12 protein-coding genes are annotated in these 12704 nt (G+C 35.4%); 7 read left to right on the forward strand and 5 right to left on the reverse strand.

All coding sequences use genetic code 11. From position 1 onward, the window contains the following. Positions 1-199, forward strand: a 199-nt coding sequence (locus tag WBY99_RS09890; RefSeq protein ID WP_423976167.1) for a hypothetical protein, incomplete at its 5' end; no start/stop codon positions are given. A gap of 104 nt (positions 200-303) precedes the next feature. On the opposite strand, the gene WBY99_RS09895 is transcribed toward WBY99_RS09890, so the two are convergent. From WBY99_RS09895 to WBY99_RS09910, 4 genes are read right to left on the reverse strand one after another with little or no spacing between them, the layout of a single operon-like run. Then, complete coding sequence (locus WBY99_RS09895) at positions 304-1374, reverse strand: DUF2891 domain-containing protein (protein ID WP_423976168.1); 1071 nt, start codon at positions 1372-1374, stop codon at positions 304-306. 25 nt (positions 1375-1399) lie between these two features. Then, positions 1400-1642, reverse strand: coding sequence for a hypothetical protein (locus WBY99_RS09900; protein ID WP_423976169.1), 243 nt, complete (start codon positions 1640-1642; stop codon positions 1400-1402). Positions 1643-1689: 47 nt separating this feature from the next. Continuing rightward, a complete protein-coding gene (locus WBY99_RS09905; protein WP_423976170.1) occupies positions 1690-2055 on the reverse strand; it encodes a hypothetical protein in 366 nt (121 codons plus the stop codon). A gap of 19 nt (positions 2056-2074) precedes the next feature. Next, a complete protein-coding gene (locus tag WBY99_RS09910; RefSeq protein WP_423976171.1) occupies positions 2075-3223 on the reverse strand; it encodes an acyl-CoA dehydrogenase in 1149 nt (382 codons plus the stop codon). 171 nt (positions 3224-3394) lie between these two features. On the opposite strand from WBY99_RS09910, the gene WBY99_RS09915 reads away from it, so the two are divergent. From WBY99_RS09915 to WBY99_RS09940, 6 genes are all read left to right on the forward strand, one after another. After that, positions 3395-5173 carry an AMP-dependent synthetase/ligase gene (locus WBY99_RS09915; RefSeq protein ID WP_423976172.1) on the forward strand — a complete coding sequence of 593 codons (1779 nt, stop codon included), beginning with the start codon at positions 3395-3397 and terminating at the stop codon, positions 5171-5173. A gap of 476 nt (positions 5174-5649) precedes the next feature. After that, positions 5650-8436 carry an aconitate hydratase AcnA gene (gene acnA / locus WBY99_RS09920; RefSeq protein ID WP_423976173.1) on the forward strand — a complete coding sequence of 929 codons (2787 nt, stop codon included), beginning with the start codon at positions 5650-5652 and terminating at the stop codon, positions 8434-8436. 179 nt (positions 8437-8615) lie between these two features. Continuing rightward, a complete protein-coding gene (locus WBY99_RS09925) occupies positions 8616-8957 on the forward strand; it encodes a carboxymuconolactone decarboxylase family protein (protein ID WP_423976174.1) in 342 nt (113 codons plus the stop codon). Between the two features lie 100 nt (positions 8958-9057). Further along, positions 9058-9405 (forward strand): hypothetical protein, encoded by a 348-nt coding sequence (locus WBY99_RS09930; RefSeq protein ID WP_423976178.1) that lies wholly within the window; start codon positions 9058-9060, stop codon positions 9403-9405. Positions 9406-9454: 49 nt separating this feature from the next. Next, positions 9455-10024 carry an NfeD family protein gene (locus WBY99_RS09935; RefSeq protein ID WP_423976175.1) on the forward strand — a complete coding sequence of 190 codons (570 nt, stop codon included), beginning with the start codon at positions 9455-9457 and terminating at the stop codon, positions 10022-10024. A gap of 15 nt (positions 10025-10039) precedes the next feature. Next, the gene (locus WBY99_RS09940) at positions 10040-11611 is read left to right on the forward strand and encodes a flotillin family protein (RefSeq protein WP_423976176.1); all 1572 of its coding nucleotides are present in this window, start codon (positions 10040-10042) and stop codon (positions 11609-11611) included. Between the two features lie 68 nt (positions 11612-11679). Here WBY99_RS09940 and WBY99_RS09945 read toward each other — a convergent pair whose 3' ends face one another. Further along, positions 11680-12513, reverse strand: coding sequence for a CvfB family protein (locus WBY99_RS09945; protein WP_423976177.1), 834 nt, complete (start codon positions 12511-12513; stop codon positions 11680-11682). Positions 12514-12704: the final 191 nt, after the last annotated feature.

Consider the following 12704-nt stretch of genomic DNA (forward strand, 5'->3'; position numbering starts at 1 on the left):
GCCAATCTTCATTATTGCGGGTTTAATTTTCTATTTTGTGAAAAAAAATAAAAAGAAGAGGGAATTAAAATCTTTAGAAAATCAAAATAACATTCCTTTTCCAACTACAGAAACGACTACTTTATCGGAAAATTTAGAAAGTGAAAATCAGAAAGATTCTGAAGAACCGGATTATTCAAAATATTTACCGAAGAATTAAGATATCACAAATAAGTTTTGGCTAAAGCCAATCGCATTTTTAAACTAAAGAATGGGCTAAAGGCCGCCCCAATTGATATTTAATTCCTTTATAAAATGTAAAATTTATTCCTCACTCAAAGCATAAACCGCAAAACTCGCCAGCCAGTGATCTCCGCCATAATTCCCTTGGAAAAGCAATGGCAATGCGTTCTTTAAAAATAAAACGGATGTCGTTGCAAACTGTTTTTTAAGCGGATGACTTTCAGGCAAAGATTTAGAAATCCCATTCATCGTCCACGCTCTGGTAAAGGAAAGTCCGACCAAATGAACGGTTTGAAAATCATTAATATCGCTAATGATAGGAATTTGAGAAATATTGGCGATACTTCTTTTATCGTAGAAACCATTGAACCATTTTACAAATTCTTTTTGAGGAAGAATTCTCCGCATTAAATCTGCAATTTCAAGACTTGGTGAAAAGAAATCACTTCCGTCGGGTTCCAAATATGCAGGCGTTTTATGGTCTTTTAAATAAAAATATTTTGACTTTTCAACCAATTGATTTTCGAAGATTTTATCATTTGATGTTCTTGCCCAATCAATCGCAAATGCCATCGCAAAAGCAGAATTCGGATGAACGCCAGTTCGGTTTGGATACGTTTGTTTGGGTAAATAAATCTTCCAAAGTCTCAGAATTTCGTCAGTTAACGGTTTTAAATTCTGATGCCATATTTTCGCTTGTGGATCATCCCAAGTCATGAGTTCTTCATCTAATTTCAGCAACCACGCCCAACCATAAGTCCGCTCAAAGTTGGCAGAAATCTCATATTTTGTGAAATACGCTGCTTCTTCCTTTATTTTTTCTGGTTGAAAAGAAGTTTCTAAAATTGCAAGAATCTCTTTTTTATTGGTCAGATTTGGTTTTGATTTTAAAAGTCGAACCAACATCCAATGTCCATGAACAGACGAATGCCAATCGAAACATCCATAAAAACTTGGATGTAATTCGGCTGGAGTTAGCGTTGCTTCCTTTTCATTATTAATGATGTGTGCTGTTTTATTTGGATATTCCTGATTGATGCATTTTAATGGTTTCTGTGCAAGTTGCATTGCAATATCATCAGTGAATTTTGGCAGATCTTGCGCATTGAAAGTGCAACTCAAAAAAATAACAATAGGAAAAATTTTCTTCATTTTTTAGAATTATATTTCAAGTTTTTTAGAAATTAAGTTTTCCTGTTGTCATTAAATAATAGAAAATTCCTGCTGCCACAAACAAAACCAAATAAATAATGACTAATATTTTTTGCTTTTTAAGTGCTGACAAAATGAATAAGCCTAAAATCCCAGTCACCAAAACAATTATTTTCTGAATTGGTTCGGTGATAAACATAGAGCCAGCGATTAATGCTAAGGATAAAAAATGAAAAATTCTTTCCTTCTTTAAAATGTATTCTTTCATTTTCTAAAAATAAGAAATCCTTTCAGATAACTGAAAGGATTTTCTCTTTATTTCATATTTACTACTTTATCTACGACATAAGTGGTATTTCCTCTCCACGGAAGAACGCCGTGATATTCTTTGTAATGAAGATCAAATGTTTTGCCGTTGTTCAGCTCTAACTGATTGAAAACATTTTCATCTTCAATGCTGAATTCGAATTCATAACTCGTTAAACTTCCTGTTTTTGCGTTGGCTCCAAAACCTTGTTGAATGAGTTTTCCTTCATAAGTTTTGAAAATATTTCCTTTTTTCACTGCGTAATTCAGTACTCCAGACTTTACGCCTTCACCGAATACGAAATAGTATTTATAATACGTAAAGCCGCCCAATACAAGGACAACAGCAACTAAAATAATCCAAAGATATTTCATAGGGAGTTTATTTAATTATTTATTTAGAGTTTTTTGCGATACTTCTAGAAATCACAATTCTTTGAATTTCAGAAGTTCCTTCATAAATTTGAGTAATTTTCGCATCACGCATCATTCGTTCTACGTGATATTCTTTCACATAACCGTAACCTCCATGGATTTGAACTGCTTCAATTGTAGTATCCATCGCTACTTGCGAAGAATATAATTTTGCCATTGCACCGATTTCAGAAATATCTTTTCCTTCATCTTTTTCAACTGCTGCTTTGAAGCACAGCATTCTGGCTGCAGTAATTTGCGTCGCCATATCTGCTAATTTAAAAGCGATCGCCTGATGATTAATAATTTCAGTTTTAAATGCTTTTCTGGTTTTCGCATATTTTAATGCCAGTTCATAAGCACCAGAAGCGATTCCTAACGCTTGAGAAGCAATACCAATTCTACCACCATTTAAAACTGCCATTGCGAAATTGAACCCGAAACCGTCTTCACCGATTCTGTTTTCTTTTGGAACTTTTACGTCGGTAAAAAGCAAAGAATGCGTATCACTTCCGCGGATTCCCAACTTATCTTCTTTTGGGCCGATTTCGAAACCTTCCCATCCTTTTTCTACGATAAAGGCATTGATTCCTTTGTGTTTCTTTTCCGGATCGGTTTGTGCAATTACAATATAGTAAGTTGCTGTACCACCATTGGTTATCCAGTTTTTAGTACCATTTAAGATATAATGATCACCTTTATCAACTGCCGTTGTTTGTTGTGAAGTAGCGTCTGAACCAGCTTCTGGCTCTGACAAAGCGAAAGCGCCAATTACTTCACCACTTGCAAGCGGTTTCAGGTATTTCATTTTTTGTTCTTCGTTGCAATATTTTTCTAATCCTGCGCAAACCAATGAATTGTTAACCGACATTACTACGGCTGCGGAAGCATCTACTTTTGCAATTTCTTCCATAGCGAGAACATAGGAAACACTGTCCATTCCTGCACCACCATATTTAGGATCCACCATCATTCCAAGTAATCCCAATTCTCCCATTTTCTTTACCTGTTCGTGTGGAAACTTCTGTGCGTTGTCTCTCTCTATAACTCCTGGTAAAAGTTCAGTTTGTGCAAAATCTCTTGCCGCCTGCTGAATCATCAGCTGTTCTTCAGATAAATTAAAATTCATAAAGTTTAAAAATTGTTTGGTGGTAAAAATACAATTTTTCTAAAAATTAAAAAATTAAATTAAAACTTACTTTCAAATAGGTATTGCAGGTTGAAATAAAAATGATATTTTTACATTAATTCAATATTAATTTTGAATTAAATGATCTTATTCACTAAATAAAACTATGATATGTCAATAAAAAGAACTTTTGATTTCGCGCACAATGCGTTAGAAAAATATTCAAGAGAAGATATGTTCATTACCAAGTATAATGGGAAGTGGGAAAAAACATCAACAGGCGAGTTTATTGCTTTAGGAAATAAAGTATCTCGAGGGTTATTGAAATTAGGAATTAAACCTGGCGATAAAATCGCCTTAATCACCACTGCAACGAGGACTGAGTGGGCGGTAATGGATTTGGGAATCTCTCAAATTGGAGCAGTATCGGTACCAGTTTATCCCAGTATTTCTGCTGAAGATTACGACTTCATCTTTAATAATGCAGATGTTAAATACTGTTTTGTTTCGGATAGTGACTTGTACGAAAAAGTAATGAAGATTAGAGCCAATGTACCAACTTTGCAAGGCGTTTTTAGTTTTGATCAAATCAATGGTGCGCCGAATTGGCAAGAAATTATCGATCTTGGAAATGATGAAGCGACGCAAGGTGAAGTTGAAGATATTTCAAAATCGATTAATACCGAAGATTTAGCAACGATTATTTATACTTCTGGAACGACTGGGAGACCAAAAGGCGTCATGCTTTCTCACCTGAATATTGTATCAAATGTATTAGGATCTGATCCAAGAATCCCTAGGGTAAAAGGTTTGGAGTTTACCGATATTAAAATTTTAAGTTTTCTACCGATTTGTCATATTTTCGAAAGAATGCTTTTTTATCTGTACCAATATAATGGTTATGCTATTTATTTCGCAGAAAGCATCGAGAAAATGGGCGATAATATCAAAGAAGTTCAACCGCATATTATGTCGGTAGTTCCAAGGTTGATCGAGAAAGTGTATGATAAAATTTACGATAAAGGAACAAGTGCCGGTGGATTAAAATCTAAAATATTCCTGTGGGCGCTTGGCGTAAACAAAGCGAAAGAAAAACTAGGAAAACCATCTGGTTTAAAAGAAATCATTGCCGATAAATTGGTTTTCTCCAAATGGAGAGAAGGTCTTGGTGGCAATATTATCACGCTTGTTTCTGGTTCTGCTGCTTTATCTGCGAGATTGAATAAAATGTTCCAAAATGCAGGAATTCCTATTTTAGAAGGGTATGGCTTAACAGAAACTTCGCCAGTAATTTCGGTGAATAGTTTTGGAAAAATAAAAATCGGAACGGTGGGTCACGTTTTAGATAATCTGGAAGTAAAGATTCAGGAAGATGGTGAGATTACGGTAAAAGGCCCATCTGTTTTTAAAGGATATTTTAAAAATGACGAATTAACGAAAGAAGCATTTACCGACGAAGGCTTCTTTAAAACTGGCGACATCGGTCATCTCGATGAAGAAGGGTATTTGCATATTACGGATCGAAAAAAAGAAATGTTTAAAACTTCAGGCGGAAAATACATTGCGCCACAAGTGATAGAGAATTTAGCAAAAGCATCGAAATTCATCGAACAAATTATGGTCGTGGGTGATGGCGAAAAAATGCCGTGTGCTTTGGTACAACCCGATTTTAATTTTGTAAAAAACTGGGCAGAAAGAAAACAATTAAAAATTGGATCTACACCAGAAGAAATGGCAAAAAGCCCAGAATTAAAAGAAAGAATTGCAAAAGAAATCACTTATCTCAACACCAAATTAGGAAGTTGGGAACAGATTAAAAAATTCGAACTCACGCCTGATGTTTGGTCTATCGAATTGGGACTGCTCACTCCTACTCTAAAATTGAAAAGAAAAGCAGTGAAAGAAAGATATATCAAACTGTACAACCAAATGTACGAACACACAGATTAATTTTGATTGAAAAGTAGGAAAGCACGGTTTTAAACTGTGCTTTTTTTAATTATTTTTAAAATGGAAATTAAGCATTCAATTTTGTAACTGTTATTTTGCAAACGACACTAAAGTTGAAAATTATCGCAAAAACAAATATTACTTTTTGAGTAAACCACTTTCGCTTCAAAAAATAAATATAGAACAACTCAATCAGATTATATTAAAATTTACCATTTCGCGCTCTTTTATTTCATAACTTTGAGAAAGGCAAAATAAGTTCTGAATTATAGTTCAAAATTTCACACGCTTAAAAATTGAAATTTTCATGATGTCGGAAAAAGACATTATTTGAAACAGAAAAGCGTCTTTAAAAGCCTGCAACGAATACTTTATAAAATCTTCGCTATTATTCAGAAAAATATTTTTCATTCAAAGAAGTGAAATAAATTCGTAGCACGCCAAATTTATCTAGAATACCAATAAACTTCAATATTATGGAAAAAGATATTTTTAAAGTAAAGAAAACCCTGCAAACCAACGACGGAAATTACACCTACTACAGCCTCACAGAATTGCAAAATAACGGATATGAAATTGAAAAACTACCCTTTTCCATTCGGATTCTCTTAGAAAATGCATTGCGTAATTACGACGGTTTTTCGGTAACCGAAGAAAATATTAAAACCTTATTAAATTGGAAACCCAAAGGAACCGATAAAGATATTCCATTTAAACCAGCACGTGTTTTAATGCAGGATTTTACTGGAGTTCCAGCCGTAGTTGATATCGCGTCACTTCGCGCTGAAGTGGCACGAAAAGGAAAAAATCCCGATGCCATCAATCCGCTTGTTCCAGTCGATTTGGTTATCGATCATTCGGTACAAGTAGATTATTTCGGAACCGAAGAATCCTATTCCCGCAATATGGATGAAGAATACAAGCGCAACAAAGAGCGCTACCAGTTTCTAAAATGGGCACAGAATTCTTTTGATAACTTTAGTGTTGTTCCACCAGGAATGGGTATTTGTCATCAAATTAATCTGGAATATCTTTCCAAAGGAGTAATCAAAAGAAATGAAGAAATCTTTCCAGACACTTTGGTCGGAACCGATAGTCACACGCCAATGGTTAATGGTATTGGCGTAGTTGCTTGGGGTGTTGGTGGTATCGAAGCCGAAGCCGCCATTCTTGGTCAGCCACTTTATTTTATCATGCCAGAAGTAATTGGTTTAAAGTTGACAGGAAAACTTCCTTTGGGTTCTACGGCTACCGATTTGGTATTAACCATCGCCAATTTGCTTCGAAAATTTGGCGTCGTCGGAAAATTTGTAGAAGTTTTTGGTTCTGGCTTAGCGGATCTTTCAGTTCCCGACCGAGCGACAATAGGCAATATGTCGCCCGAATTTGGATCCACTATTACCTACTTCCCCATTGATGATAAAACTTTGGAGTACATGCGAAAAAGCAATCGCTCTGAAATGCAAATTTCATTGGTCGAAAAATATTGCAAAACCAATATGCTTTGGCGGGAGAATGAGGATAAAATAACTTATACTGATGTATTAGAATTAGACCTTTCTACCATCGAACCGACTGTTGCAGGTCCGAAACGACCTCAGGATAAAATTCTTTTAAAAGATTTCAAAAACACATTTATAGATCTTTTGCATACTTCTTTTAACAGAAAATATATTCAACCCGAAGATCGCGAAAGTGAATCCTCAATTACACGTTTTGATAATGAAGGCGGTGATTTACCAGTTCCAAAATCTGAAAAAAAACCATTGAATGCAGAAATAGAAGCCAAAGAGAAAGATGGAATGAAAACGGTGTGGATTACGCGTGGTGATGAAAAATTCATGCTTTCAGACGGCTCTGTCGCAATTGCTGCAATTACTTCTTGTACCAATACTTCAAATCCTTTTGTGATGATTGGTGCCGGATTAGTCGCCAGAAAAGCCAGAGAACGTGGGATTGATGTAAAACCTTGGGTAAAAACTTCGCTTGCGCCAGGCTCAAAAGTGGTAACTGATTACCTTGAAAAAGCAGATCTGATGAAAGATTTGGAAGCCCTTGATTTTCATTTAGTGGGTTATGGTTGTACTTCGTGTATCGGAAATTCAGGTCCGCTAGAACCCAAGATTTCAAAAGCGGTAGATGACTATAATTTGATTGTTTCTTCGGTGTTATCGGGTAATCGAAATTTTGAAGCCAGAATCCACCCACAGGTAAAAATGAATTTTTTGATGTCGCCGATGTTGGTCGTTGCTTATGCAATTGCTGGTCGAGTTGATATTGATCTAACCACCGAACCCATTAGTTATGACTCTAACCAAGAGCCTGTTTACCTGAAAGATATTTGGCCGACTGATGATGAAATCAATGAAATTTTAAACCGTGTTTTATCGCCAACCGATTTTGCTAAAAATTACGGTGAAATTTTCGAAGGAAATGAAATTTGGAAAAACCTCGAAGTTCCTATTGGCAAATTGTATGATTGGGATAAAGATTCCACTTACATCAAAGAAATCCCTTTCTTTCATAATATTTCTGCACAGACAGAACCTTTACAAGATATTGAAAATGCCAGAACTTTGTTGGTATTGGGCGACAGTGTCACTACCGATCATATCTCACCGGCTGGTGCTTTCAGCGAAAATTCTGCGGCAGGGAAATACCTGTTGAGCAAAGGGGTACAAAAAGAAAACTTTAACTCTTATGGCTCTCGTCGCGGAAATGATGAAGTAATGGTGCGCGGGACTTTTGCCAACGTGAGAATCAAAAATAAATTAGCAAAACAAGAAGGAGGCTACACCTCTTATTTACTTTCTGGTGAAGAAATGTCGGTTTATGATGCTTCGGTAAAATATAAAGAAGCACAAATTCCATTATTGGTTTTAGCAGGTAAAGAATACGGAAGCGGTTCTTCGCGAGATTGGGCAGCAAAAGGCACTTTCCTTTTAGGAATAAAAGCGGTTTTGGCAGAAAGTTACGAACGTATTCATCGAAGCAATTTAGTAGGTCTCGGTGTTTTGCCACTTCAATATAAAGAAGGCGATACCGCAGAAAAATTAGGACTTACTGGTAAAGAAATCTTTTCAATCACAGGAATTGCAAACGACATCACACCTTTAAAAGAAATTGAAATAACAGCCAAATCTGAAAATGGCAAAGAAATTAAGTTTCTGGTAATCGCTCGTCTAGATTCATTAATTGAAATTGAATATTACCGAAATGGCGGTATCTTACAATATGTATTGCGACAGTTTTTGGAGAAGTAAAAGAACCAAAAAAGTTGCAAAAAAGCAATAATTCAAAGGCAATAATAAAGTAAAACCGAGATCATCTCTAACTTTTGCAAACTTTTCAATGATTCATTAAAATAGACCTTTTGCAAATTTTACAGTTTCGAAAATAAATTGAGAGCATTTTTATAAATTATTAATCAAAATTTTATCTCATGGGAAATCAAGATCTTTATCCTGTAACAACCAAAGAGTTGGCAGATAAAAAAGCAGCTTTAGCACCGAAAAATATCGAAGCATGGCGCAACTTTAGCAAAACCGTTTTTGAAGCAGGCGCTTTAGATGAAAAAACAAAACAATTAATTGCAGTTGCAGTAGCGCACGTAACCCAATGCCCATATTGTATAAGATCACATTCGAAACAAGCGATGAGAAAAGGAGCTTCTAAAGAAGAAATTATGGACGCCATTTGGATTGCTGCAGAAATGCGTGCTGGTGCAGCTTATGCCCATGCAACTATTGCGATGGATGAAATGGAGAAAACAAAAACACACTAAATTTTATCACGAATTTTCAAAAAATTTAATCATGACCTATTCAAAAAATATCCGTTTACAAACGGATATTTTTCATATATTTGATTATCAAATGATTCTTATGGAAAACTGCTTGGAATGTGGCGAAAAAATTATCGGAAGAAGCGATAAAAAATTCTGTAACGATGCTTGCAGAAACACTTATAACAACAATCATAACAAAGACTCTTCCAACCTCATGCGCAACGTGAACAATAAATTGCGCAAAAACCACCGCATTCTTTCCGAACAAAAATTTGTAGAAGGCAAAGCAAAAACGACCAGAAATAAACTCACTTCCGAAGGTTTTGATTTCGAATATTTCACGAGTCTGAAAATCTATAAAAACGGTGCAGAATACAGATTCCTTTATGATATCGGATATAAGTTATTAGAAGATGATTGGATATTGTTGGTAAGGAAAGAATAAATCCAAAATATATTTAACTTTTCTGTATATTAGCGTACAATATAAAACTATGATTCCAGAATTTTTTTCGGAGATGCCGGCTTTGCAACAAGCGTTTTGGTATCTCGCTTTTTTCGCCAGTTTAATCTTTATATTCCAAACCATTTTGACACTTTTCGGCACCGATGCTTCTGCAGATTTAAATGCAGACTTCGATGGCGACTTTCATAATGTAGAAGCACCTTTTGAACTGTTTTCTTTCAGAAATTTAATTAATTTTTTACTAGGATTTGGATGGACAGGTGTTGCTTTTTATGGCAAAATGAACGAAGTATTTTTAGTAATAATCGCTTTCGTTGTCGGAATTATTTTCGTTGGAATCTTCTTCTTTATCATCAAACAAATTCTTAAATTACAGGAAGATAATACCTTTAATCTTAATAATACGCTAGAAAAAACTGCTCAGGTTTACATTAATATTCCACCACACAAATCAGGTTTTGGAAAAATCCAATTGAGTATTAATGGTAGTTTCCATGAATTGGAAGCATTTACAGAAGATGAAGAGAAAATTAATTCGGGAGAATCCGTTCGAATTGTACGGATTGAAAATCAAATTTTATTTGTAGAAAAAATTTAATAAAAATAGTATTTAATGGAAGGATTTATTCTTATTGGCATTGGTGCATTCGTTGTGTTTGTTACCATTCTTGCTTTAGTTTCGAGGTACAAAAGATGTCCCTCAGACAAAATTTTGGTGGTTTATGGTAAAACTGGCGGTCAGTCTGCAAAATGTATTCACGGTGGTGGTGCATTTATCTGGCCTGTAATTCAGGATTATGCTTATCTTGATCTAAAACCAATTTCAATTGAAGCCAATTTAACCAACGCACTTTCAAAACAAAACATCCGAGTTGATGTTCCTTGTCGATTTACGATTGCGATTTCTACGGAACCAGATTCTATGGGAAATGCAGCAGAAAGGCTTTTGGGATTATCAAATGAACAAATTCAGGAACTTTCTAAAGATATCCTTTTCGGACAATTGCGTTTGGTGGTTGCCATGATGACCATTGAAGAAATTAATTCTGACAGAGATAAATTCCTTGAAAATATTTCTAAAAACGTAGATACCGAATTAAAGAAAATCGGTTTAAAACTCATCAACGTAAACGTTACCGATATTAAAGATGAATCCGGCTATATCGAAGCATTAGGAAAAGAAGCCGCTGCAAAAGCGATTAACGAAGCTAAAATTTCTGTGGCTGAACAAGAAAAAATCGGTGAAACTGGAAAAGCAATGGCAGATCGGGAACGCGATACTCAGATTGCAGAAACGCATAGAGATCGTGATGTGAAAATTGCCATCACCCAAAAAGACAGAGAGGTAAGTATTGCGTCCGCAGAAAAAGATGAAAATATTGGAAAAGCGTTGGCATTAAAGGAGTCCAGAATTGCCACTTCAGAAGCAAATTCCCTTGCAGTAAAAGGAGAAAACGAAGCCAAGATTACAATCGCACAATCAGATGCATTGCGTAGAGAAAAAGAAGCAGAAGCCAGCAAATTGGCGATGGCTGCAGAAAAAGTACAGGCCGCAAAAGCATTAGAAGAATCTTATGTTGCTGAACAATTGGCAGAAAAAGCCAGAGCAGAAAGAGAGCGTGCAACTCAAAATGCGAATATTGTAGTTCCCGCAGAAATTGCGAAACAAAAACAAATTATTGAAGCCGAAGCCGACGCAGAAAAAATCCGTTTAAATGCAAAAGGTGAAGCAGACGCAATCTTCGCAAAAATGGATGCAGAAGCAAAAGGTTTATATGAAATCTTAACCAAACAAGCACAAGGTTACGACAAAATCGTACAAGCAGCTGGTGGCGATACCAACAGTGCTTTCCAATTGCTATTGATTGAAAAATTACCAGAATTGGTAAAAACTCAAGTAGAAGCGGTGAAGAATATCAAGATCGATAAAATCACCGTTTGGGATGGTGGAAATAATACCGACGGCTCCACTTCTACCGCAAATTTTGTATCGGGAATGATGAAATCGGTTCCGCCATTGAATGACTTATTTAATATGGCTGGTTTGAATTTACCAACTTATCTAAAAGGTGAAGAACCAAAGGAAGCGACGGTTATTAAAGAAGAAAAGAAAGTGTTTCGTCCACAGAAACCAAAAGAAGAACCAGAAACTAAAGAAGATACTTCCCCCGAAACACCTTCTTAATAAACAAAAAAGAGCAGAAATTTCTGCTCTTTTTTTATCTTTAAAAGTGACTACTTAAAAAATTAAATTTAGTCCTCCGTAATCAATCGGATTTTATCCTCCAAAATTTCAATCTTCTTATCACGGTACAAACCGCCGATTGCTTTTTTGAAATTCTTTTTGCTCATTTGCAGTTCGTCTTTAATTTCTTCCGGCGTAGATTTGTCGGAAAGATAAAGCAAACCGTAATTCAGCTCTAATTTATCTAAAATTACTTTCTGGAATTCATCAATATTCTCATAACCTTCTGGCTGCAAAGAAACATCGATTTTACCATCTTCGCGAATGGTTTTGATATAACCGATTTCTTCCGACAATGGGAACAGTTTTTTGTAAACATCGGAAGTATAAATCAAACCAACATATTCTTTATTGATGATGACATTCCAACCCAATTCGCTTTCGCCAGCAATAATCAAATTCACTTTTTCACCTCTTTGAAAAGGCAGATTTTCATAATGTGGATTCTTTTTATATCTGGTCGTTCCTGTAATTAAACCTAAAACGTCATCAATATAAACTTGAACCAAATATCGTTTCCCTTCCAAGATTTTCGCTCTCTGCTGCTTGTAAGGAATAAACAAATCTTTGATAATTCCCCAATCCATAAATGCTCCAGCAGGTAAACTTTGCACGCAAGTCATCACCGCAAACTCTCCTACTTCTGCGTTGGCTTTCTCGGTGGTTGCTTTTAATTTATCATCATCTTGATAAACAAAAACTTCCATTTCATCGCCAATTTCGGCATCTTCAGATGCGAATATTTTGGGGAGAAAAGCTCTTTCTCCGTTTTCATCTTCCAAAAATAATCCGGAATAATTTTTTTCTGCGATTTTTAATAATTGAGTTTTGCCGAGATTCATAATTGATGAGTAATAATTGAGTGCAAAGGTAAGTTTTTGAACTTGAAGACGAATGCCGAAAAAAAAGTTTTTCTATTTTTCTATTTTGAAATCACCTCCACATTTTTTCCTAAAGTTTTGAAACGAACCCCATTCTCCTGTAAAACAGTAATCGTAATATGTCCTGTTTTGCTCAGATTAATATCCTGAAC

The organism is Kaistella sp. (assembly GCF_049588135.1).
Lineage (GTDB): Bacteria > Bacteroidota > Bacteroidia > Flavobacteriales > Weeksellaceae > Kaistella.

Coding starts and splice junctions, on each gene's coding strand:
- WBY99_RS09895 (WP_423976168.1), bottom strand. CDS start 1,374: ATGAAGAAAATTTTTCCTATTGTTATTTTTTTGAGTTGCACTTTCAAT.
- WBY99_RS09900 (WP_423976169.1), bottom strand. CDS start 1,642: ATGAAAGAATACATTTTAAAGAAGGAAAGAATTTTTCATTTTTTATCC.
- WBY99_RS09905 (WP_423976170.1), bottom strand. CDS start 2,055: ATGAAATATCTTTGGATTATTTTAGTTGCTGTTGTCCTTGTATTGGGC.
- WBY99_RS09910 (WP_423976171.1), bottom strand. CDS start 3,223: ATGAATTTTAATTTATCTGAAGAACAGCTGATGATTCAGCAGGCGGCA.
- WBY99_RS09915 (WP_423976172.1), top strand. CDS start 3,395: ATGTCAATAAAAAGAACTTTTGATTTCGCGCACAATGCGTTAGAAAAA.
- acnA (WP_423976173.1), top strand. CDS start 5,650: ATGGAAAAAGATATTTTTAAAGTAAAGAAAACCCTGCAAACCAACGAC.
- WBY99_RS09925 (WP_423976174.1), top strand. CDS start 8,616: ATGGGAAATCAAGATCTTTATCCTGTAACAACCAAAGAGTTGGCAGAT.
- WBY99_RS09930 (WP_423976178.1), top strand. CDS start 9,058: ATGGAAAACTGCTTGGAATGTGGCGAAAAAATTATCGGAAGAAGCGAT.
- WBY99_RS09935 (WP_423976175.1), top strand. CDS start 9,455: ATGATTCCAGAATTTTTTTCGGAGATGCCGGCTTTGCAACAAGCGTTT.
- WBY99_RS09940 (WP_423976176.1), top strand. CDS start 10,040: ATGGAAGGATTTATTCTTATTGGCATTGGTGCATTCGTTGTGTTTGTT.
- WBY99_RS09945 (WP_423976177.1), bottom strand. CDS start 12,513: ATGAATCTCGGCAAAACTCAATTATTAAAAATCGCAGAAAAAAATTAT.